General features: G+C 35.7%; 25 protein-coding genes. 5 read left to right on the top strand and 20 right to left on the bottom strand.

Going from position 1 to position 21,909, the window contains the following annotated elements; translation table 11 throughout:
* Positions 1-156 precede the first annotated feature (156 nt).
* The gene (locus tag MKY90_RS04390; protein ID WP_002087382.1) at positions 157-495 is read left to right on the top strand and encodes a winged helix-turn-helix transcriptional regulator; all 339 of its coding nucleotides are present in this window, start codon (positions 157-159) and stop codon (positions 493-495) included.
* A 53-nt stretch (positions 496-548) separates the two neighbouring features.
* Here MKY90_RS04390 and MKY90_RS04385 read toward each other — a convergent pair whose 3' ends face one another.
* The 5 genes from MKY90_RS04385 to MKY90_RS04365 form a co-directional block, all read right to left on the bottom strand.
* On the bottom strand, positions 549-1,751 hold the full coding sequence (locus tag MKY90_RS04385) for an MFS transporter (RefSeq protein WP_002125479.1): 1,203 nt from the start codon (positions 1,749-1,751) through the stop codon (positions 549-551).
* Positions 1,752-1,961: 210 nt separating this feature from the next.
* Positions 1,962-2,540 (bottom strand): TetR family transcriptional regulator, encoded by a 579-nt coding sequence (locus MKY90_RS04380; protein WP_002125478.1) that lies wholly within the window; start codon positions 2,538-2,540, stop codon positions 1,962-1,964.
* Positions 2,541-2,678: 138 nt separating this feature from the next.
* Positions 2,679-2,993: a DMT family transporter gene (locus tag MKY90_RS04375; protein ID WP_063219317.1), complete on the bottom strand. Its 315-nt coding sequence runs from the start codon at positions 2,991-2,993 to the stop codon at positions 2,679-2,681.
* 2 nt (positions 2,994-2,995) lie between these two features.
* Positions 2,996-3,352, bottom strand: coding sequence for a DMT family transporter (locus tag MKY90_RS04370; RefSeq protein WP_002134594.1), 357 nt, complete (start codon positions 3,350-3,352; stop codon positions 2,996-2,998).
* Positions 3,353-3,845: 493 nt separating this feature from the next.
* A complete protein-coding gene (locus tag MKY90_RS04365; protein ID WP_002188427.1) occupies positions 3,846-4,205 on the bottom strand; it encodes a MerR family transcriptional regulator in 360 nt (119 codons plus the stop codon).
* Between the two features lie 140 nt (positions 4,206-4,345).
* Here MKY90_RS04365 and MKY90_RS04360 point away from each other — a divergent pair, with 140 nt between their 5' ends.
* Positions 4,346-5,116 (top strand): SDR family NAD(P)-dependent oxidoreductase, encoded by a 771-nt coding sequence (locus MKY90_RS04360; RefSeq protein WP_063219318.1) that lies wholly within the window; start codon positions 4,346-4,348, stop codon positions 5,114-5,116.
* 78 nt (positions 5,117-5,194) lie between these two features.
* Here the strand turns inward: MKY90_RS04360 and MKY90_RS04355 are convergent, their stop codons facing one another.
* Complete coding sequence (locus MKY90_RS04355) at positions 5,195-5,650, bottom strand: N-acetyltransferase (RefSeq protein WP_063219319.1); 456 nt, start codon at positions 5,648-5,650, stop codon at positions 5,195-5,197.
* Between the two features lie 291 nt (positions 5,651-5,941).
* Positions 5,942-6,436, bottom strand: a complete 495-nt coding sequence (locus tag MKY90_RS04350; protein ID WP_063219320.1) for an Lrp/AsnC family transcriptional regulator — start codon at positions 6,434-6,436, stop codon at positions 5,942-5,944.
* A 204-nt stretch (positions 6,437-6,640) separates the two neighbouring features.
* Between MKY90_RS04350 and MKY90_RS04345 the strand changes: the two genes are divergently transcribed.
* A complete protein-coding gene (locus MKY90_RS04345; protein WP_341090477.1) occupies positions 6,641-7,552 on the top strand; it encodes a DMT family transporter in 912 nt (303 codons plus the stop codon).
* A 33-nt stretch (positions 7,553-7,585) separates the two neighbouring features.
* Here MKY90_RS04345 and MKY90_RS04340 read toward each other — a convergent pair whose 3' ends face one another.
* From MKY90_RS04340 to MKY90_RS04295, 10 genes are all read right to left on the bottom strand, one after another.
* Entirely contained in the window at positions 7,586-8,068 is a 483-nt protein-coding gene (locus MKY90_RS04340) for a PRK06770 family protein (RefSeq protein WP_063219322.1), read from the bottom strand.
* An 88-nt stretch (positions 8,069-8,156) separates the two neighbouring features.
* Complete coding sequence (locus tag MKY90_RS04335; protein WP_063219323.1) at positions 8,157-8,561, bottom strand: nuclear transport factor 2 family protein; 405 nt, start codon at positions 8,559-8,561, stop codon at positions 8,157-8,159.
* Positions 8,561-9,361 carry an MBL fold metallo-hydrolase gene (locus tag MKY90_RS04330; RefSeq protein WP_063219324.1) on the bottom strand — a complete coding sequence of 267 codons (801 nt, stop codon included), beginning with the start codon at positions 9,359-9,361 and terminating at the stop codon, positions 8,561-8,563. The genes MKY90_RS04335 and MKY90_RS04330 overlap by 1 nt, the downstream gene beginning before the upstream one ends.
* Before the next feature lie 182 nt (positions 9,362-9,543).
* Positions 9,544-9,948, bottom strand: a complete 405-nt coding sequence (locus MKY90_RS04325; RefSeq protein ID WP_001077748.1) for a DoxX family protein — start codon at positions 9,946-9,948, stop codon at positions 9,544-9,546.
* A gap of 153 nt (positions 9,949-10,101) precedes the next feature.
* Entirely contained in the window at positions 10,102-11,175 is a 1,074-nt protein-coding gene (locus tag MKY90_RS04320; protein WP_063219325.1) for a DUF871 domain-containing protein, read from the bottom strand.
* A gap of 50 nt (positions 11,176-11,225) precedes the next feature.
* Positions 11,226-12,590 (bottom strand): PTS transporter subunit EIIC, encoded by a 1,365-nt coding sequence (locus MKY90_RS04315; RefSeq protein WP_215599027.1) that lies wholly within the window; start codon positions 12,588-12,590, stop codon positions 11,226-11,228.
* Positions 12,591-12,625: 35 nt separating this feature from the next.
* Positions 12,626-13,510: an N-acetylmuramic acid 6-phosphate etherase gene (gene murQ, locus MKY90_RS04310; protein ID WP_341090468.1), complete on the bottom strand. Its 885-nt coding sequence runs from the start codon at positions 13,508-13,510 to the stop codon at positions 12,626-12,628.
* Positions 13,511-13,665: 155 nt separating this feature from the next.
* A complete protein-coding gene (locus MKY90_RS04305) occupies positions 13,666-14,529 on the bottom strand; it encodes a MurR/RpiR family transcriptional regulator (RefSeq protein ID WP_002010793.1) in 864 nt (287 codons plus the stop codon).
* Between the two features lie 17 nt (positions 14,530-14,546).
* Positions 14,547-14,876 carry an outer surface protein gene (locus tag MKY90_RS04300; RefSeq protein WP_341090466.1) on the bottom strand — a complete coding sequence of 110 codons (330 nt, stop codon included), beginning with the start codon at positions 14,874-14,876 and terminating at the stop codon, positions 14,547-14,549.
* Positions 14,877-15,000: 124 nt separating this feature from the next.
* Positions 15,001-16,128: a cation:proton antiporter gene (locus tag MKY90_RS04295; RefSeq protein ID WP_000899801.1), complete on the bottom strand. Its 1,128-nt coding sequence runs from the start codon at positions 16,126-16,128 to the stop codon at positions 15,001-15,003.
* A gap of 289 nt (positions 16,129-16,417) precedes the next feature.
* Between MKY90_RS04295 and MKY90_RS04290 the strand changes: the two genes are divergently transcribed.
* On the top strand, positions 16,418-17,821 hold the full coding sequence (locus MKY90_RS04290) for an amino acid permease (RefSeq protein ID WP_098168440.1): 1,404 nt from the start codon (positions 16,418-16,420) through the stop codon (positions 17,819-17,821).
* Between the two features lie 144 nt (positions 17,822-17,965).
* Here MKY90_RS04290 and MKY90_RS04285 read toward each other — a convergent pair whose 3' ends face one another.
* On the bottom strand, positions 17,966-18,169 hold the full coding sequence (locus MKY90_RS04285; protein WP_000391506.1) for a hypothetical protein: 204 nt from the start codon (positions 18,167-18,169) through the stop codon (positions 17,966-17,968).
* Positions 18,170-18,249: 80 nt separating this feature from the next.
* Positions 18,250-20,712: an FN3 and LamG domain-containing metallophosphoesterase family protein gene (locus tag MKY90_RS04280; RefSeq protein WP_341090463.1), complete on the bottom strand. Its 2,463-nt coding sequence runs from the start codon at positions 20,710-20,712 to the stop codon at positions 18,250-18,252.
* A 353-nt stretch (positions 20,713-21,065) separates the two neighbouring features.
* Between MKY90_RS04280 and MKY90_RS04275 the strand changes: the two genes are divergently transcribed.
* Positions 21,066-21,491, top strand: coding sequence for an S-Ena type endospore appendage (locus tag MKY90_RS04275; protein ID WP_002087412.1), 426 nt, complete (start codon positions 21,066-21,068; stop codon positions 21,489-21,491).
* A 60-nt stretch (positions 21,492-21,551) separates the two neighbouring features.
* Here MKY90_RS04275 and MKY90_RS04270 read toward each other — a convergent pair whose 3' ends face one another.
* Positions 21,552-21,896: a DUF3992 domain-containing protein gene (locus tag MKY90_RS04270; protein WP_000525803.1), complete on the bottom strand. Its 345-nt coding sequence runs from the start codon at positions 21,894-21,896 to the stop codon at positions 21,552-21,554.
* Between the last annotated feature and the right edge of the window lie 13 nt (positions 21,897-21,909).

The raw sequence follows: 21,909 nt of genomic DNA, 5'->3' as shown, positions 1-21,909 counted from the left end.
TTCTCATACAAACCCTTTGTATTTCGTATTGCTATTGTATATGCACTAACTTCCTTTATGGAAGTAGTGGTATTTTTTTCATATAGTTACCAAAAAGATAGTTTTGTGATACGATAAGGAAAATTCATCCGAAAAATTTTTATGGAGGCTATTTCCATGAGCAATATAGATCCAGTTGTATTAACGAAAGGTTTACCTGGTATACCTTGTCCTATCGCTAAAACGCTTGACGTAATTAGTACAAAATGGACGTTTTTAATCATTCGTGACCTTCTTATCGAAGGAACTTTACGCTTTAGTAATTTACAAAAATCAATGGATGGGATTAGTCCGAAAACTTTATCGCTTCGCCTAAAAGAATTGGAAACGCAAGGGATTATAACGCGAAAAGTATATCCAGAGGTTCCACCTCGCGTAGAGTACACGTTAACGGATAAAGGAAAGCAATTAGAGGGGATATTTATTGAATTAAAGCGGTTTGGATTAAGTTTATAAACGAAAAGCCCCTTACCATAAAAATAGTAAGAGGCTTTTCTTTATTCACTACATTACTTCGCAAAACTTTGAGCTAGTTGTTTCTCTCTCCACATAAATGTAATGCCGAGACCAACGATTAAAACAACACCTGAAAATGCATATGGATAATTAATGTTTATATCAAATAATATTCCGCCCATCGCTGGTCCTGCGATATTTCCTAAACTCGTATACGTTGAGTTCATACCAGCAACGAATCCTTGCTCTTTTCCAGCTGCTTTTGATAAAAACGTCGTTAAAGCTGGACGAAGCAAATCAAATGCTAGGAAAATAAAGCAAGTAACGAGAAGTACAATCCAATAATTAAAGACTACAGTTGAGACGAATGCTAATACTGCACCTACAATTAAACATATTTGAATTAATACTTTCTCACCGAACATGTCAACCAATTTGCCAAACATAAATACTTGCACAACTACCCCAAAGATGGAGCTAATCGTAATAATTGCAGCAATATCTTTCGGTGTGAAACCAAACTTATGATCAGAGAACAGGCTAAACACAGTTTCATATGCTGATAATCCAAATGCGAGTACAAATACAATAATAAATGCGATTGCATACATTGGATTTAATGATTTCTTTAAATCTCCGATAAAGCTGGATTCTTTCGTATTAGCAGAAATCTCTGCAAGTTCTTCTTTCGTTAACGGCTCTTTCAAAATAAATATAGAAATCACGCATGCAACAAAGGCAATCACTGCTGCCACAAAGAACGGCACACGTATACCGTATTCTGCAATAAACCCGCCGATTCCAGGCCCTATAATAAATCCGGTACTAATAGCCGCTGAAAGATATCCCATCGCCTTTGGACGTTCTTGAATAGAAGTAATATCAGCAACATATGCCGTAACACCCGGCATAATAAACGCGGCACTAATTCCGCCTAACACCCTCGCTGCATAAAGCATCCACACATCTGTACCTAATCCAAAAAGAAGCTCTGAAACACCAAAAATAAATAATCCAATGATTATCATTTTCTTCCTACCGTAAATGTCGACCCAACGACCCGTAATAGGTGAAGTAATAAGCTGCGCCATTGCAAACACTGCAACGAGATAACCCATCGTCTTTCCTGTTAAATTCATATCATTCATAAAGGACGGCATAACCGGAATGATTAATCCAATCCCTAAAAAAGCGATAAATATATTACTCAAAAGAATGATCAATACCATCTTTTGTTCTTTTATCGGTTTTTTCAATTTTTAACACCTCTTCCCGCAGTTCCTCTCAAAAATAATGCCCAAGAAGCTTTTTCTTTATCCTGCTATTTGTGGGCTCACACTGAGTAAAGATGTCCCCACTCATTAGAATTTCACTCTATCCTTCCACACATACATAAACACAGGGTGAATGACTATCATTCAGTTTCCCGCAGAAATGAACCTACCTTTTCAGACAGGTTCATCTTACTACTTCTTTATATGTAGTGCATGTGTTAAAAAATCTAGTACTTCTGCCTTTTGTAGCTCGACTTGCTCATCATCTTTATGATCATATAAATAAACTTGTTCCGCTGCTGATTCAACAAGAGCGATAAATAACTTCGCTGTTCGCTCAGCGTGAACCGAATCACGAATTTCACCTGATTCTTTTGCCTCACTTAAAAAGCCACTTAGCCATATATAAAGAGGCTCATATACAGCTTCCCATTCTTTTATATGTTCAGTTGATGCAAGGCCCGCATACATTAATGCTTGTATTTCACGATATTCAGCTATAAAGGTAAATACTGCATCTATTACTTGCTCAACTTTACTTGAAAAAGGTGAATCGTTCTGTACTTTTTCTTTCACTGCAAGTATCATCTTCTCAACCATCACTTCTGCTATTGCAGGCATAACAGATAACTTAGAAGGAAAATATAAATAGAAAGTTCCTTGTGCAATGCCAGCCAATTTCACGATATCAGAAATCTTCGTTTTTTCAACGCCCTTTTCCTGAAACACTTCAATAGCTGCATAGACAATTTTTTCTTTTTTATTCATCATCTAAACCCTTTCACACGCGTATTGAATGACTGTCACTCATTTTATAAAATAACTAGCTGTACTGTCAATCATCGTGCACTTTTCATAATAAAAATCTCCCAACAAATCGTTAGGAGATTTAACTTTAATATCCTTTTCTTATGAAAGAGCCTTTAATCCCGTAACTCCACATACGATAAGAGCTACACTAATCAAACGTGCCTTACTTTTCGATTCACCAAACAGAAACATATTTAATAAAACAGCTCCTGCTGTTCCAATGCCAATCCAAACCGCATAAGCTACACTTACTTGTAAGAACAAGAAAGATGTGTATAAGAATGCAAAGGAAGTTGCAAATCCACCTATATAAATCGCTCCATTTGCTAACGTCTTATCTTTACTATACATTTTAAGGCCTATCACACCGACTATTTCACTAATTGCAGCAAAAAATACGAAAAACCAACCCATTTTTAAGCAGCTCCTTTCACAATTTCTTCCGCGGTTTCTTCTTTATTATCAGCCAGTTTTAAACCGATAACGCCCGCTACGACCATCACGATAAAGAATAGTTTTCCTACACTGAAACTGCCGCCGAAAAGGAATACATCCATTAGGAAAGTACCTACCGTACCAGCTCCGGCAAACACAGCATATACAGTCCCTGTTGCAAGATGTTCGCACGCTTTCGATAGGAAGTAAAAATCAACAGCGATAACTCCTACAATAATGACCCAATGCCACCAAGTATGAGCTGTATTAAAACCAAACACCCAAAAAATTTCAAAGATACATGTTAATATGACATATAACCAAGCTTTATTTTTCATATCTCTCACCTTCTATTATTTACTGACTGACCATCAGTCATTTTTAATTTAAAAAATATAATCTCACGCTAACTACTATTTAAAAAACCAATATCATCCTCATTTATCCTTATATTTGTTCCGTTATTAAGCTAACTACATATAAAAGTTACTTATCTACACCCTTTCACAGAAAAAAATGACTGAATGTCATTCATAAATATTCTACATGACCAATTGATAAAGTGTCAACACCCGGATTCTATTAACCAAAAAATATTTTAAATTTCTTAAATCCACATGTATATTTCTTAATAATCTGTCAATAATGGTAGTAACATAATATTTTCTCCATTCCCCCCTTGGAGATCCCTTTGAATCGAGCAGTTGCTTTTAGCTAACTGCTCTTTTTTAATTTATCGGCACATTATAATTAAATACTCATAGATAAATTTCAAAACAAAGACCTGTACTCCCTTTTCAACATGCAACAAAGAACGAAATATTTTGTACGCTATTTACTTTTCAACGAGTCTTTGTATGCAATAATTTTATTTTCGAGCATCTTCTCTGTAACTTCTAAATTTTCTCTTTGAATCTGAATAGATTTCCTATGATCTTCTAAGAGCTGTAAACGAGCTTCGGTTGTATGCTCCCCTTCTAAATATAATCTAGCATATTCTCTTATTTTCGCTATCGGCATTTGTGTTTGTTTTAATTTCATTACAAACTGCAACCACTTTATATGTGACTCTTCATACAATCTATTCCCATTTGCATCGCGATTTGCAATTAATATGTTCTCCTTTTCATAATAACGTAATGTATGTGTGCTCACTCCTAATAATTTAGCTACCTCGCTAATTGTGTACATAACCATTCTCCCTCCGCACGCCATTTACTCTCATATATTTTACTGCCTTATCCAAATTATAAAAAACATTTGACTTAGAGTATACTCTAACAAATACAATCTAACCATGATAAATTAATTTGAATTTAGGAGGCTTTTATATGAAATATACTGTTATTACTGGTGCTAGTTCAGGAATTGGCTATGAATCCGCTTTAGCCTTTGCATCTCGCGGAAAAAACTTAATACTTGTAGCTCGAAGACAAGCAGAATTAGAAGAATTAAAATTGAAAATTAACGAAATGCATCCGGAATTGGATGTTGTCATTCGAAGAACTGATTTATCAGTCACTGAAGAAGTTTATAAATTTTATGAAGGTCTACAAAGTTTTCAAATTGAAACGTGGATTAACAACGCAGGTTTTGGTAATTTCGCCTCAATTGCTGAACAAAATTTAAACAAGATAGAAACGATGTTGCATGTAAATATAGAAGCACTAACAATACTATCTTCCCTTTTCGTTCGAGATTATTCAATGACCGAAGGAACACAGCTTATTAACGTTTCATCAGGCGGTGGATATACGATTGTTGCCAATGCTGTTACGTATTGCGCTACGAAATTTTATGTAAGTGCATTTACAGAAGGACTATCTCACGAACTGAAAGAACAAGGTGCAAAACTACAAGCAAAAGTTTTAGCTCCTGCTGCAACTGAAACAGAATTCGCAAAACGTTCATTTGATATTGATGAATTCCAATACGATAATGTTGTACCAAAATTCCACACTGCAAAACAAATGGCACAATTTATGCTCGACCTTTATGATAGCGATAAAGTTGTAGGACTTGTCGATGGTTCTACTTATAACTATGAGCTTAAAAATCCCATTTTTAATTTTGCAGTGAGACAAACGAATTCAAATTCTTAACAACATCTCATTTCTGATTAAAATATAGATACCCACTATTTCTTAAATAATAGTGGGCCTTTTTTCTCTCTAAAAATTTCACCCCACATACCGTATCATCGCCACCTCATCACAATAATCAACTTTTGGACAATGTCTACAATCAATCCACACTTTTTCTGGCAATGCTTGTCTATTCACAAAATCAAACCCGCACTTTTGAAAAAATTCTGTTTCATATGTTAAAGAAATTACCCTGTTCACTTTTATCTTTGCCGCCTCATTCATTACATGATTCACTAACTTACGCCCTATCCCTTTTCCTGCATATGTATGCGAAACTACTAACGATCGTACTTCTGCGAGATCCTCTCCTAACACATGCAAACCAGCAACTCCAACGACTTCCTCCCCTTCTTTCATAACATATAAACATTGTAAATATTGATAGAGAGACAAAAGAGAACGCGGCAAAACAACTCCTTCTTTTGCATACATTTCAATGAGATTATAAATTTCTTTCACATCACTTGTAACCGCATTAAAGATTTTCATATTATATCCCCTTGCCCCCAGCATTAATATTTATAACAACAAATGAATTTTAATTCATAATTTCATATAATAATACATCTCTCTTTTCTCTCCGTCAATCACTTTTCTGAATTTTATCCCGCATTAACGGGCAGTAAGACTCCCACCTCAAAATTCGGCTGAAGCAAAGAAGGTAGGTGGGAGTCGGGCTGCCCCTAAACGCCCGATTGGTGAAGGCTAATAATCAGTGGTGGATGAACAAAACCCCCACTGATTAAAGTTTCACTTTACACAAACAAAAAACCAAGCAACTTAATCGATGCTCGGTTCCTCATTTCGTATCGGCAATACCGTCGAATATTTAATTTCACGAAGTGCTAAACTCGTCTGTATACGTGTAATCCCTAATTTATTTAGTTTCCTAATAAAATGCTCCAGTTCCTTACGATCACGATTTGCAACTTTTAATAAATAATCATACTCTCCTGTTAAACAGTGACATTCTAACACTTCAGGCATAGATTCTAATTCTCGTTCTAACACTTCAAGCTTTTCATACTGATGAATATTCGTACTCATAAAAATGAAACATAATAAATCAAATCCAAGCTTTTCTTGATTTAAAATTGCTACTTGCTTATCAATGAATCCTTCCCCATCTAACCTTTTTATTCGTGCATGCATAGCAGCTGGTGATAAATTAACGCGGCGTGCTAGTTCTGCATTACTTACTTGTGACTCCTTCTGCAATATATCTAAAATTTTCACATCCAAATCATCAAGCACTTTAATAACAGATGACTCCATCAAAATTCCCCCTTTTTCTTACCGACGATTATTCGAAGAAACATCTCATAACTTATATAAAACTGAATATTTTTCTGTAAATAAGATTTCTAACGAAACATTTTATCGAGTTTTTACCATTATACAAAATAATATATTAGATAATAAAGAAAAATGCTAAAATTATTTACAGTTCATTCTTATTTCAACAAAGGGGTTGTTAGTATGCCTTATTTTTACGTCTTTTTACTATTATTAACAAGCTTATTATGGGGAGGAAATTTTGTCGTTGGGAAATCACTTGTCGATCATGCGTCTCCGATGACACTGACAAGTTTAAGATGGATGATTGCGATTGTTTGTTTATTACCACTCGTATGGTTTAAAGAGAAGAAAATTATTCCACCGCGTGCTGCTATAATCCCGTTAGTAATTATGGGAATTACAGGCGTCGCCCTTTTCAACATTTTTCAATTTTTAGCATTAGAAAAAACATCCGCAACGAATGTAGGTCTTATTTCTACATTGAACGCTATTTCAATTGCATTATTTTCTGTGCTATTTCTAAAAGAAAAAGTAAATACGCTTCAAGTTCTTTCTATGATTCTTTCATTTTTCGGGGTCATCCTCGTTCTTTTAAAAGGAAACTTTGCTCTTTTATTTTCACTACATTTTAATAGCGGAGATTTATGGATGATGGCGGCAGTATGCATTTGGGGCATTTATTCTGTTTGTAGTAAATGGGCGACAAAAACAGTTACACCGCTAATGGCTACATTATATTCTGGTATTTTCGGCGTTATTTTATTACTACCATTTAACATAGGAAGCTTCACTGTTTCCAATATTAATTCTTCTTTCATTACATCACTTTTATATACAGGACTCATTTCAACGGTACTTTGTATGGTGTTTTGGAATATTGGTGTACAGAAATTAGGCGCTACTACATCGGGGATTTTTCTAAATTTCAATCCAATTTTCACAGCTATTTTAGCATTTATTTTCCTTGGAGAAGAACTAACATGGATTCAAATTTTCGGGACAATTATCGTCGTTACAGGGTGCTATTTATTCTCTCATTTTAAAACTGTTTCTCCTCAGACGACTAGAGCTTTAGTACGAAAGCATTCTTAATGAAAAAGCATCGCCACCAGAGTGGCGATGTTTTTATTTACCTTTCATTTCTTTCACATACTGTTTTTCTTCTTCTGGCGATAAACGTTCTGTTGCCTTTCCGGTATCACCACCTTGAATTTCCCACAAAAAGTTATGATCCTCAACCGTTTGTGAAAAATCCCCTTTCTCCCAGCGCTCTAAAGTAGAAAGTAGCTTTGCTTTATATTTAAAATTTGTACTGCTTTCTACTGCGTTCTTCGCACTACGAATTTCCTTATTTGTCATTTCGATAAATCCCCATTTATCAGATGATTTCACTTTTTGATGTACCATCCTATGCATTGTAGAAATAATTTCATCCTCACTAAATTGTGGCTTCTCTTCCTTTACTTTCTTGTCCTGTTGATCCATTACTTTTTGTACTTTAAGGCTCTTCTCCTCCTCCTCTATATAATTAAGAAGTTTAGTAACACCGAATACAGCTCCTACCGCAATTACAATCATTGTAATTGTCCCTATTATCCATTTTTTCATATTATGTACTCCCCATTCCCCCTAATAATTACATAAACAAATGGAATCGCCTGCACATAGTCGATTCCATTTGTTTCCTTATTTCATTTTAAGCCTTCATCGCTTCTCGTACAATGTAACTGTCCACATATTGCTTAAATTTCACGATTTTTCCATTTTCAAGCTGCCATACATGAACAAATTCCGCCTCAAATGATTTTCCCGTCTCTTTATAAACTCCTGAATAAACACCTTCAGCAATAATTACATCTTTTCCGTTTACTTCATGGTACGTATTTACACTCGCTTTATAATCATCCCATTCTGACCCTAAACGACTAAATACATTTTCCATTATAGCTTCTGTACCTATATACGTTCCGCCGTACGGAAAACCTGCTGCCTCTGTCCATTCCACTTTTTCAGAAAATGCTTCTGCTAGATACTTTGCATTCGAAGAAGCTGATCCTTCATACGTGCTTTGAATAATTTCTAAATTTGTTTTTTGCTTCATTATTTTTTCGCCCCAAACGCGTTTGCCGCTAAAACAAGTCCAATTTCTAACGCTTTAACGCGCGGGAATCGTTCCTTTATTGCCGTTTGAATTTCTTCACTTGAAGGATTTCCTGCAAGAACTTCATCAAATGCAACTAAATATTTACGAGTATGTTTAATCGCGTCTGCTGTATTTGGTACGTCATAATCACGATGACCCGCTACAACAATTTCAGGATGAAGATTTTCAAGTTCACTTAATGTTTCTAACCATTTATGACGAGCTTCAGCATCTGTTTCTAACGTCCATACGAAAGTATTGTTATAAACGATATCGCCTGTAACAACGGCTTTTAATGATGGAATCCATACATAACTATTATTCGGTGTATCACCTTGCAAACCACCTTTAATGATTAAATCATTTCCCTCTAAAATCAATTTCTCTTCTGTTAATTCCTCTGGAACAATTGGTTGATGAGGAACATTATGCCCAATAGATGGTTTCCACTGTTCCACTTTCTTCTCAAATGTGTTACGAATATCTTCAACAGTATTCCGTAATGCAACAATCTTCGCTTCTGGAAATGCTTCATGTAATACATTTAATCCAAAATAGTGATCTGGATGGAAATGAGTCACATAAATATGAGTTAAATTCTTTCCTGTTTCAATAATTTGAGCTGCTAAACGGTGCGCATCACTTAATAAAAATTGTGCATCGATAAGAATTGCATCTTTTTCTCCGTATACAATTGTGGATGTAACTTGAAATGCTTGCTCAGATCCTGTAAAAACCTCTAAATGTAATTTTGACATGTTATTTCCTCCACTTTTTATTTACTCTTTTATATTCCTTTATTCTTTAAGCTTCATTCCAGTTGTAACTAAGTTAGTTACAACTGGAATGAAAAAATATACGAATCATTTTATTACTAATCGACTTGGTGTAATCATTATAGTTACACCAAGTCATCAAGTCAACACTAAAAAAATAAAATTTACTTCGTTTTCATTACTTTCTCTTTTAAGAAACGATCTACATATCCTTCTGCTTTTACAACAAATAAATACGCACCCATTGCTAATAATGCAAGATCTAATTCATACCCTGGATTCTTTCCATCCCCTAATAAACCTGCTGCTCCATTTACCTTTACGATAGCTCCAGCCAAAATAAGAGCGAATAACAATCCTACATACCTCACGCCTAAACCGATAATTAATAATATACCACCAACTAATTCAACTGTTGCTACGCCATATGCAAGACCACCTGGTAAACCGATGCTTGTAAACCATCCTGCTACGTTATCTATACCTGATTGAAACTTTGCTAAACCGTGTGCAAAGAATGTCACTCCTAACACGATACGAATAATTAAATTCCCAATATATTGATTCATTTTGAACTCTCCTTCTTTGTTTTGTTATGGTGAACATTTATTCACAAGACAAAACAATACGGTATTTCTTTTCATTCGTCAAATGCTTTTTTTAAAGAAAACAAAAAACATTATCCGTTTTACGAATAATGTCTTTTATAAAATAGCGCTAATTCAAGCTTTTACTCTATCACACAGAAAAAGTTGAAACTTTTTTCCAGCACCAATATAAGGCAATAACGGTACGTCCTCTTCCACAACCATTCCGACAACATTCACTTTCTCATCTACAGGTAAATCATTTACAGCAACTTGCATCTCCCCAGCATATCTACCGTACAATTCATTATCAATTGTAATACTGCCTCGTTTTCTTGAAATTGTATTCATCGGTTGTAATGCAACTTTATTTTCTTCTCTTGATTCTACAGAGCGAATGACATCACGTGCTGGATCTAATCTATTCGTATGCACTTTCTCTACCACTTTTAATACTTCATTTTCATTTATAAATGGCTCATATCCCAGCGGAATAATCCCTCTACTCGCACTTGCTATTTCTTGTACACTTTCTAAACTCCCGCTTATATCGCCAATTAAAACTTTATCAACAGCACAATCTTGCACAAGTTCTAAATATGCTTGAAGCGGGCGCATATAGCGGTGCTTTTCTAAAGTTGGTAAACCCTCATATAACGGACCGCGTTTTTCACCATCTCCCGGAATAAACGCCATCGTTTTTATTCCGCACTCATGTAAATATTTATTTTGTTTTTGCAAAAACGACTTTGCTAGTCCTGTTTCTGGACGCGGATAAAAATTATGCCACGCTTCTACTCGATCTACTCGTATATTTTCCGCAAGTAGCTCTTTCCAAAATGATTCTGTAATCGTACTCGCATTTAAAGCTACCTTCATCTTATGAGATACACGTGCGATTTCTTTTGGTGTAATACCGTAATCCATTCGTAAACCCGTAATGCCAAAGTCTAATAACTCTTCCACATTTTCATACGTCATCCCTAAATGGTTTAACGATTTTGGAGAGACATCAACCATTAATTCCATTTCATTTTCGAGAGCTTGTTTCCCAAGTATTTGAATTAACTCCTTATACGTATTCGGATCATCTTCTGGAATGTGAAGAGATGTAAAAATAGATGAAAATCCGTTTTCTTTCGCTAGTTTTAACCATGCTTCTTGTTTCTCTACTCGCTCTTTTGAAAGATAAATTGAAACTCCTATCATATAAATCTCTCCTTCTATTAATATAAAAAAAGAGAAAGGAATCCCTTTCTCTATATGTTTTCTGCCATTTCTTCTTTAAAGCCGAAGAAGTACGTAAAGATGAATCCGAAAATATATGCAACTACTAATCCAAGGAAATATAATAAATATTTATTATCAGCAATTAACGGAATTAATGATAATCCTGATACACCTATTCCGAGTGAAGCCGTTTTCATAACAGCTTGGAATGCACCACCGACAGCCGCTCCTAAACAAGCAGTAATAAACGGTTTCCCAAGTGGCAATGTAACCCCGTATAATAGCGGTTCGCCAATTCCTAAAAATCCTACTGGTAATCCACCTTTAATCACATTACGAAGGCGTTTATTTTTTGTTTTCACATAAATCGCAATTGCTGCTCCTACTTGCCCAGCGCCAGCCATTGCGAGTACTGGTAATAAAGGCGTTACGTGCGTTTGATTAATAAATTCCATATGAATCGGTGTTAAACCGTGATGTAATCCGACCATTACGAGAGGTAAAAATGTTCCGGCAAGCACAGCTCCAGCAAATGCTCCGCCAACATTTAAAATTGCATTAATACCGCTTGTAATACCATCAGATAAGAAGCCTGCTACTGGCTGAATCGCTAACATCGTTACTATACTTACAGCTAATACAGTAATAAGCGGTGTTACAATAATATCAACTGCATTCGGCACTGCTTTTCGTACTCTTCTCTCAACTACTACCATAAGCCATGCTGCAAAAATAACTGCAAACAATCCGCCCCGCCCGGGTACCATTGCTTCACCAAATAATTTCACATTTGCCATCGCTGGATTGAAAATTAAAATACCCGCAATCGCTCCAAGAACTGGTGTCCCGCCAAATTCTTTCGCTGTATTCCAACCGACTAAAATCCCTAAAAATGTAAAGATACCGCCGCCAATAAGTAGTAACATTTGTAGCCATGTTGCATTCGGATCAGCACCTGCGTTTTTTGCGAAGTTAGCAACTCCATTTATAATTCCTGACGCAACAAGACCAGGTATTAACGGAATAAAAATGTTACCTATTTTTCGTAAAAAGTTCTTCACTGGTGTATTATTTTTCTTCTTCATCTCTGATTTAATCTCTTGACCAATATCTTCAAGATGATGATCTGCAACCTCACCAATTCGTAATCCTGTTAAAACTTCCATTTCGGCTGCTACTTTGTTTACCGTTCCTGGACCAACAACAACTTGAAGTGTTTCATCTTCAATGACGCCCATAACGCCTTCAACCTTTTTCAAAAGATCTATGTTCACTTTACTTTCATCATGAAGCGTTAACCTCAGTCTCGTCATACAATGAGCAATGCCACGAATATTTTTTATTCCCCCAAGTTGCTCCGAAATTTCTTTGGCCATTCTCTCTTCTTTCTTCATAATAGAATCCCCCTCCCTATTCTTATCGTTTCACTTTATAATGCCTTCTTCACAAAGCCTTTCGCTTCTTTTAGTTTTTCCAGTGCTTCCCCATACTCACACTGTAGTAATGCCATAACGATAGCAACTTTCACGTTACGATTTGCTTTTTCGTAATAATCTGCCGCTACTTCATAACTAACTCCTGTTGCTTCCACAATAATTCGTTTTGAGCGTTCTACCAATTTTTCATTTGTAGATTGAACATCTACCATTAAGTTTTTATATACTTTCCCTACACCAATCATAGACGCTGTAGAAATCATATTGAGTACTAACTTTTGCGCTGTGCCAGCCTTCAACCGTGTTGAGCCTGTTAATATTTCTGCGCCTGTTTCCACTTCCACATTTAGTTTTGCATATTTACTTATTTCAGCATTTTTATTACAGGAAATACTAGCTGTACTTGCTCCCATGCTACTTGCATATTTCAATCCGCCAATTACATAGGGTGTTCTACCACTTGCTGCAATTCCAATAACCGTATCTTTCTCGTTTAATCCAATACTTTTTAAATCTTCTTTTGCTAACTCTTCACGATCTTCGGCACCTTCCACCGCCTTAGTAAACGCTTTCAATCCACCTGCTATAAATCCTTGAACCATGTTATCATCTGTTCCAAATGTCGGGGGACATTCTACTGCGTCTAAAATGCCTAAACGGCCACTCGTACCAGCCCCAATATAAATTAAACGGCCTTCTTCTTCAAAAGACTTAGTAACAATTTGTACAACCTTTTCAATTTCTTCTATTTCATTTTCAACTGCTAACGCAACAGTTCGATCTTCTTCATTCATACTTTGTAAAACTTCTTTTATACTCATCTCATCTAGATTCATCGTTTTCTCATTACGGTGTTCTGTCGATAAATTCTCTAACATATTGCCACCCTCTTCGAAATTATATTTCACACTTTTATTATAACTTTAAGAAACTAAAAATCAATAACTCTTTCTTATTTTATGAAATAAAATTTCACAACATGACATATTTGTGTCAAAGATAATAAAAAAGATGAGTCTCCCCATCTTTTCTTCTACTTCAATTTCCGTAACCGTAATGCTTCTTCTCTCGTCTCCATAAATTGATCTAATACTTTATTACCAATTCGATTGAAAGTAATCACATATAAAGCATCAATCATATTCAGTTGCGTCATTCTCGAAGCAATACTCGCAATGCGATGGTCTTGCTCTACATCTGGCATACAAAGGCGAATGTCTGCCGCTTTATATAACGGAGATGATTGGTCTAGCTTCGTAATCGCAATAACTGTAGCCCCTCGCTTCTTCGCATATTGCGCCATTTCGAGCACATCTTTCGTCCGCCCAGAAGTTGAAATCGCCACAAATATATCGCCCTCTTTTAAATTCGTCACAAGCGGCAACATCATATGAAAATCAGATAGCATCATCGCTGTAAACCCGAGCCTTGTAAATTTATAAGCCCCGTCCATCGCCGGAGTAGCTGATCCGCCTACTCCGTAAAAGATAATTTTATCTGCATTTACAATACGATCTGCAGCTTTCTCAAGTTCCTTTTTATCTATCGCAGTAACGCTCGCCTCAATTGCAGCTTTATTCACATATGTAACTTTATTAAACAAGTCGTACGGTCCATCTTCCGTATTCATCACTGAAAAATCATTAATATTATAATCAGCAATCGTTAATTCACGAACGAGCGCGATTTTAAATGATTTAAAGCTCCCAATCCCAATCGACTTACAAAAGCGAACAACGCTTGCCTCACTTGCGCCTGCATTCGTTGACACTTCTTTCGTCGTTAAGTTCGGAACAATTTCTGCATTCTCCATTATGTACATGGCAACCTTCTTTTCGGCTGGTGAAAATTGATCCATATTACTTTCAATTTTAAATAGTAATGTTGAAGCTTTCACTATTTAACCTCCACTTCTTATGGTTGCGTATATTCTCTAATATCATTTGTATCATATAGATAAAAACCATCATTGCCAGGTGGATGGTGAACAATTACAGTTCGATCCCCTTTTTTATATGACGTTATTTCACCTTCAGATCGCTGTTTTTCCCATCCATGTATCCAAATTGCAAAGTCAGGTACAAAAGCAGTGTACTTATAGTCTTTCGGATTTTCATCTTCTACATAGGAAGAAAAAATAGAAATTGGAAAATTTTTCACTTTTGAATCTTTCCATGCAGTAAATGGTATACATAGTGCAATAAGTATGATTACACCTATAACTTTCCCCTTTGTAATCTTCACACTTCCCTCTCCTTGTCATATCACATACATAGATTTTATCATAATTACAATCCATTCATGCTACATGACCACTGCATTTTGCAATAAAAAAAGAGCTTACCTACATCAGATAAGCCCTTCCTCTCTATACAAAATACTTCTTCAAAAGCGGCGGCGTAATAATTGTCGTCAATATAACAACAATGACAATCGCTGTGAAATTTTCTTTCGCTAACAAATTCGCCGCAAGTCCATTTGCTGCGATGATAAGCGCCACTTCTCCGCGCGAAACCATTCCCGCACCTATACTAATAGAAGATTGTAAGTTAAACCCTGTTAGTCTTGCGCCTAAACCTGATCCGATTAACTTTGTGAATATCGCAATAAGAGTCATGATGATAATGAACCAAAGCTGGCTTCCTATACCTTGAAATGTAATTTCCATTCCGATACTTACGAAGAACACTGGAACAAATATTGCATAAGCAATTGGTTCAATTTTATGTTCCACTTCATGCTTATACTCTGTTTGAGAAATGGCAATTCCAGCTGCGAATGCTCCAATAATACCTGCAATCCCCATCATTTCACTGTAATACGAAAAAGAGAAACAAATAATAAGAGCTGCACTAATTAATGCTTCTGTTACGCGAAGTGGTACGAGCATTTTCATAATCCATGGAACAACTTTCCAAGAGATGAAAACAATACTTACAAAAAAGATAATTTTCTTTGCAATGACTAGCGTTACATTTACATCTTGTGTGCCTAAAAAACTCATCACAAATGCTAATAAAATAACGACAATTACATCATCAAATACAGCTGCACCTAAAATCGTCGTACTTTCTCTCGTATTCATTTTCCCTAAATCTCTTAGTGTTTGAACAGAAATACTAACCGAAGTGGCACAAAGTAATAACCCTAAAAAAATCGCATGCGACTGTAACATTCCAAACGCAAGTCCTGCTAAATACCCACCAAGGAATGGGAAAATAATTCCTCCCATCGCTACTGCGAATGCAGATTTTAAATTACGATTTAACTCTTCTAAATCAGTTTCGAGTCCTGCCATAAACATAAGTAGCAAAACACCAATTTCGCTAAGCTCATCAATAAGTTCTGAACTATTAATAATACCTAGCAAAGCCGGACCGATAATAATACCAACGATTAATTTACCGAGTACAGAAGGCTGGCCAAGTCTAACGCTAATATCACCAGCTAATTTCGTACAAAGTAAAATGACGACAAGTTCAAAATAAAATAACATAACATCTTCTCCTACTATAATAAAGTAAAACTTTAATCAGTGGATTATTCTTCATCTCTACTGATTGTTAACCTGCATCTATTTCTGCACATAGTTTCTCCTTACAACCGGCTTTTTATTTGTTAAAATTTTATTTGACAAAATATTCTGAATTATAATAAGATTAACCCAGAAATTTTAAAAAACTACATACCATAACTGTATTTTCATTCACTTACATACTCTTTTCCAATGGGCTCGTACTATATTCGCAGTTATGGAAATGAAAACTAAAGGAGGAGAGTTCAAAGTGAAGTCATTATTACGAAAAAAAGCGCTTAGTACTGAATCACCACGACAGCTAGATCGAACATTAACGGCACTTGATTTAACGTTTTTAGGAATCGGCGCCGTAATTGGGACAGGGATTTTTGTATTAACAGGTATCGTAGCGGCAAAACATTCTGGCCCTGGTATTATGCTATCATTCCTTATTGCTGCATTTACTTGTGCTTGTGTAGCCTTTTGTTATGCCGAATTTGCTTCTTCTATTCCTGTCTCAGGAAGTGTGTATACTTACGCATACATGACCGTCGGAGAAGTTGTCGCCTTCATCGTTGGTTGGTGTTTAATGCTCGAATATTTACTCGCTGTTGCAGCGGTAGCTGTTGGCTGGTCTGGATATTTACAATCATTGCTTCAAGGGTTCAATATACACCTTCCCGCCATTATTTCCTCGGCCCCCGGAACGGGAAAAGGTGGTCTCATTGATTTACCCGCTGTTTGTATTTTACTTCTCATTACTGGTCTTTTAAGTTTTGGTATACGCGAAAGCGCACGCATTAATAATATTATGGTCCTTATAAAATTAGCAGTTATTATCGCCTTTATCGTAGCAGGCGCAAAATATGTAAAACCTGAAAATTGGACACCGTTCATTCCATTCGGGTACGACGGTATTATTACTGGCGCTGCCACTGTCTTCTTCGCCTTTTTAGGTTTTGATGCAATCGCAACTGCGGCAGAAGAAACGAAAAAACCGCAGCGTGATTTACCAATTGGCATTATCGGTTCCCTTCTTATTTGTACAGTTTTATACATGATCGTATCTTTCGTTTTAACAGGTATGGTTCCTTATACACAATTAGATGTTTCTGATCCAGTTGCATTTGCACTACATTTCGTTGGTGAAGATACTATTGCGGGGCTACTTGCAGTAGGTGCGATGACAGGAATGACAACCGTTCTTTTAGTCGTTATGTATGGACAAGTTCGTGTTTCTTATGCAATGAGCCGAGACGGCTTACTCCCAAAAGCTTTATCACGCGTAAATAAAAAAGTAAAAATCCCTTTATTAAACACATGGATTACTGGAGTATTTGCAGCTTTATTAGCAGGACTTTTAGACCTACATTTACTAGCGAATTTAGTAAACATCGGTACGTTAACAGCCTTCACATTCGTTTGCTTTGCTGTACTTATTTTACGGAAAACTCATCCTGATTTAAAACGAGGCTTCCGCACACCACTCGTACCTGCACTACCGGTTGTCGCTATTCTTTGTTGTTTATATTTAATGACTAATTTGTCCAAAACGACATGGATCAGCTTTTCATTTTGGCTTATAGTCGGTTTATGCGTATACTTCTTCTACTCTAGAAAACATAGTCATTTAGCTACTAAAAAAACAAATGATGAGAAAAAAGAAGTATAAAAAAATAGCTCGCCTATAATAAAGGCGAGCTATTTTCATTAACGATTGTAAAACGAAAAATATACCGATCAACTTTTGTATACTTATCCCGCTATTTGCCGGGCAGTAAGACTCCCACTGATTAAAGTTTCACTTTATTCTCCCTTACTTCGTCTCTTTCTTTTTCTTTCTCCACGCGTTTACACTATCAAAGAAAAAGTTAATAAATAGCGTTCCTAATCCCGCTAATAAAAATGTCATTAAAAATAGAATCCATATACTTTTATCTTTTAATAAATAATATCCTACAAGGAGCACAACGGCGATCCATACATATTCCAGAATTCTTTTTAGCTTTTTCTCTTCCAAATTATTCGCTCCCTTTTTCTATACTACTTTTAGTATAACAAAAAAGAAGCCTATCATGATAAGCTTCTTTTTCTTATACCTTATTTGTTGATGCTTTTTTCAACAAGTGAAATAGCGTGCTCTAGCGTACGATTCATTGATTCCACATACTCATCTTTTACATTTTTATCTTTTAACACAGCTTCTGCAACTGTGATTTTTTGACTTAATGATTTAACAGAACCGTCTGTTACATTTCCATCTTGCGCTTTCTTTACTAAAGCTTTTGCAGATTCAATATTCACTTGTAATTTTTCTTTCGGTGTTTTTGGCTGTTCTTCTGCTACCTTTGATTGTACAAATGTTTGGTTTGCTGTTTTTAATTCATTATACGTTTGAACAATTTGTTCTCCTGTACTTGCTATATTCTCAAACACTTTCTTTGCATTGTCATAACTTCTTTGTAATTCGTTAAAAGCTGCTTGTGAATACTGACCTGGCTTTTCACCAAATTCATAAGTACCAGCTAACACTTCTTTCACTTTTCCACTCTCTTCATATAACGCATTTACTTGCTCTAATTTTGTACGAGTAGAAAACTCGTTATATGCCGCTACTACTTCTGAAGAACTTAATGCTTTACTATATAATTTTGCTAATGCAATTTGTCCATTTAACGGAATACCGCCATTTCCGTTGCTATCTGGATCTGCACCAAGTGCGAATGGTACGTTCGGATGATATACTTTCCCTTGAGCTGGCTGACTATTTACTTTTTTACCATCTACATAAATTGCTACTTCACTTCCATTATACGTTCCTGTTAAATGATACGTTTTGTTTGCTTCTAATTGAACGCCAACACGTTTATAGCTTCCACCAATATGAGCCCATAATTCTACATAGCCACTTCCTGTAGACTCAAAACCAATTCCACCGCTCTCTGTATTTTGCAAAATACCTTGTCCGCGAATTTCATTCATTGAAAATACAGTTTCTAACGTAAATGAATTTGCTACTTTTTCTTTTTGTGCTGCTGAAAATGGAAGGTATCCAAATGTATTTGCTTTTCCGTTTAACTTCATAACATTCTTTTTCAATGCTTTATCATATTCAATAGTCACATTGCCCTTAACATCACCTTTTGTACCAAATGATGAACTGTCTTTAAATGTACCATCTGCAAAGTTTACATCAAAAACATCTGCCTTTGGTACTTTCACATTCGGGTCAATATTATCTTTTTTCGTAGTAATTTCTGCCGTTAATGGTTGTACACTTTCATTGCCGAATGAATCAATCGCAACTACTTCAAGTGTATATGATTTCCCGCCATCTAATCCTGCAAGTGTAAATGTAAGTTCTTTTGGAACTGGATCACGATAAAACTCTGAGAATGCTAATAACTTATTTTTAATCTCACCTGTTTGCTTATCCTTCGCTTGTACACGATAAGAATGAACAAGAAGGTTATCCACCGCTTGCGGGAATGTTACTGTTGCTGCATTTTCCGTTACATTTGATACTGACAATTTCGCATCTTTTGCAAAAGATGGCTTTTCTTTATCACGATCTTCTACATGCGTAAATGTTTCTTTCTTTGATGGCAACTGAATTTTCCATGGCTCGCCTGTCCAAGAATTCGTATGGAAATCACGACGATTAATTGTTACTTCCTTATCATCTACCTCTACTAATAAGCCTTGGCTTAATGCACGAGATTCTGAAGGGATATTCCCTTGCACTTTACCACCTTCAACTTCCATATAACTTACAGAAGATGTTCCAACAGACGTAAAATCTTTTTGATGAATCGATCTTGGATCATCTAACGGATAATGTGAATGACCTGAAAACGTAATTACTTGTGGATATTCTTTTAATACCGCATTAATTTTCGCACTATCTTTCGTTCCCCATTCTTGGCTACCGTACACTGTATCTTTAATATGTTGATGTAAAAACACAAAAATCGGTTTTTCTGGATCATCTTTTTGTGCCTTTGCCATTTCTTCTTTTAACCAATTAATTTGCTTGTCCGAATAATAGCCATGTGTTGTCCCATCCTCTGGAGACATAACAAGGAAATGATACCCTCTTACCACCTTATGATAATAAACCGATTCCATTCCTGTCTTTTCTAAGAAACGCTTCTGTGCTCCCTCTACAGATAAGCCGTTCCAATAATCATGATTACCTAGAGAATTCATTCGTACCGCATCTTTATTTGCATTTTCGTTATACACTTGCATGAAACGATCATATTGCTTTACTGAACCCGAATCAGTAAAATCACCTACAATGACAAACGCATCTTGCCTTGGTGCAAGCGTATTAAATTGCTCAATCGCTCTTTTCCAGCGGAACGTATCATCTGTTCCACTATCTTTAATATGCACATCACTTACAACTGGGAAAACGATTTTCTTCTCACTTGGTGCCTTTTCTTGCTTTTTCTCTTCCGCTTTAACCGACGTACTCCACGGTAATGATACAAATGCCAATACAAACACCATTAATAATCCAATAAGACCTTTTACTTTTCGTAAAGCAGTTCTTTCCACGTGAATCCTCCTCATAATAATTGATTCATTACAAGGGCTATTTTATCTTAAACATATTAATATCGTTTAAATAACAAATGAATTTTATTAGATTTTTGTAAATATACAGTTAATTAAGTGTTAAGTCCAACATTACTCGTACTATTGTATACAACCACCTTTTGTCTAAAAGAGTCTGATCATTCTTTTCCCATGTCTATTCACATATAATCTTTTCTATAACATTAATGATAAGTTAAGCTGTAAGCCTATTAGACAATCTTAATTTTAAAAATTTTCTTCTTTTCTTAACACATCGGCCATGCTTCTACATTTAATAGTAGTAAAAGACAACTTAAAAAGGAGGGGTTGTATTGAAGAACAAAAAAAATATTGGCTGTTTCGCTCCTTTATCTATCATTTGTCCAGACCCTTGTCCACCGCCCCCTCCTCCAAATCCAAGTTGTGAGCGAGTAACAAATGAATTTGCAGGGAATTTCCTCATAACTAACAACACCATTCCCTCTACCAAAGATGCACTACAATCAATGATACTGTGGCAAAGTGATGGGATACTACTTATATCAGGTACTGTCTCGGTTTACAATAGTACTAGCAGCACTGAAGCAATTACAATTCAAATCATTGGAGCAGTAACCAATATTTTCACTGTGTTTCCTGGCAATACAATATCTTACACAGGTAAAGATTTAAAATCCGTTAGTATTATTAATATACAAAATAATCCTTCACTATATTTAGAAGGCAAGTACTGTTGCCAATTTACATGTTGCTTATAGAATACCAATTTTATTACTTCCTCAATTTAAAAAAAGCATACCATTTACGGTATGCTTTTTTTATGAAATTGGATAACGTACTGTAATACAAAACTCACCTTGATTAACAGTTGTTCCTGTCGTAGTAATTCGGACAGTAGTAAAATATCGTACAGTGAAAGTACCACTACTTTGTGGTTGTACAGTAATTGTATCAACTACTGTAGCACCGACTAAAAAATCAACTGTAATGGGATTCGCGCCTACATCATATTTCACATAACCTGAACCATATACTTCTTGTGTAATATTATTCGTATATACAATTTGAGTACCAGCACCTGTAATAGACCAGTCTGTACATACTTGATCTTGCACAAGTGTTTTATTAGAACAACAAGACAAACCGGAACTTCTCATTCCCATTTCGATCCTCTCC

The organism is Bacillus sp. FSL P2-0099, assembly GCF_038007445.1.
GTDB classification, from domain to species: Bacteria; Bacillota; Bacilli; order Bacillales; family Bacillaceae_G; genus Bacillus_A; species Bacillus_A mycoides.
This window is presented reverse-complemented; position numbering and strand designations above follow the sequence as displayed.

Coding starts and splice junctions, on each gene's coding strand:
- MKY90_RS04390 (WP_002087382.1), top strand. CDS start 157: ATGAGCAATATAGATCCAGTTGTATTAACGAAAGGTTTACCTGGTATA.
- MKY90_RS04380 (WP_002125478.1), bottom strand. CDS start 2,540: ATGATGAATAAAAAAGAAAAAATTGTCTATGCAGCTATTGAAGTGTTT.
- MKY90_RS04375 (WP_063219317.1), bottom strand. CDS start 2,993: ATGGGTTGGTTTTTCGTATTTTTTGCTGCAATTAGTGAAATAGTCGGT.
- MKY90_RS04370 (WP_002134594.1), bottom strand. CDS start 3,352: ATGAAAAATAAAGCTTGGTTATATGTCATATTAACATGTATCTTTGAA.
- MKY90_RS04365 (WP_002188427.1), bottom strand. CDS start 4,205: ATGTACACAATTAGCGAGGTAGCTAAATTATTAGGAGTGAGCACACAT.
- MKY90_RS04360 (WP_063219318.1), top strand. CDS start 4,346: ATGAAATATACTGTTATTACTGGTGCTAGTTCAGGAATTGGCTATGAA.
- MKY90_RS04355 (WP_063219319.1), bottom strand. CDS start 5,650: ATGAAAATCTTTAATGCGGTTACAAGTGATGTGAAAGAAATTTATAAT.
- MKY90_RS04350 (WP_063219320.1), bottom strand. CDS start 6,436: ATGGAGTCATCTGTTATTAAAGTGCTTGATGATTTGGATGTGAAAATT.
- MKY90_RS04345 (WP_341090477.1), top strand. CDS start 6,641: ATGCCTTATTTTTACGTCTTTTTACTATTATTAACAAGCTTATTATGG.
- MKY90_RS04340 (WP_063219322.1), bottom strand. CDS start 8,068: ATGAAAAAATGGATAATAGGGACAATTACAATGATTGTAATTGCGGTA.
- MKY90_RS04335 (WP_063219323.1), bottom strand. CDS start 8,561: ATGAAGCAAAAAACAAATTTAGAAATTATTCAAAGCACGTATGAAGGA.
- MKY90_RS04330 (WP_063219324.1), bottom strand. CDS start 9,361: ATGTCAAAATTACATTTAGAGGTTTTTACAGGATCTGAGCAAGCATTT.
- MKY90_RS04325 (WP_001077748.1), bottom strand. CDS start 9,948: ATGAATCAATATATTGGGAATTTAATTATTCGTATCGTGTTAGGAGTG.
- MKY90_RS04320 (WP_063219325.1), bottom strand. CDS start 11,175: ATGATAGGAGTTTCAATTTATCTTTCAAAAGAGCGAGTAGAGAAACAA.
- MKY90_RS04315 (WP_215599027.1), bottom strand. CDS start 12,590: ATGAAGAAAGAAGAGAGAATGGCCAAAGAAATTTCGGAGCAACTTGGG.
- murQ (WP_341090468.1), bottom strand. CDS start 13,510: ATGTTAGAGAATTTATCGACAGAACACCGTAATGAGAAAACGATGAAT.
- MKY90_RS04295 (WP_000899801.1), bottom strand. CDS start 16,128: ATGTTATTTTATTTTGAACTTGTCGTCATTTTACTTTGTACGAAATTA.
- MKY90_RS04270 (WP_000525803.1), bottom strand. CDS start 21,896: ATGGGAATGAGAAGTTCCGGTTTGTCTTGTTGTTCTAATAAAACACTT.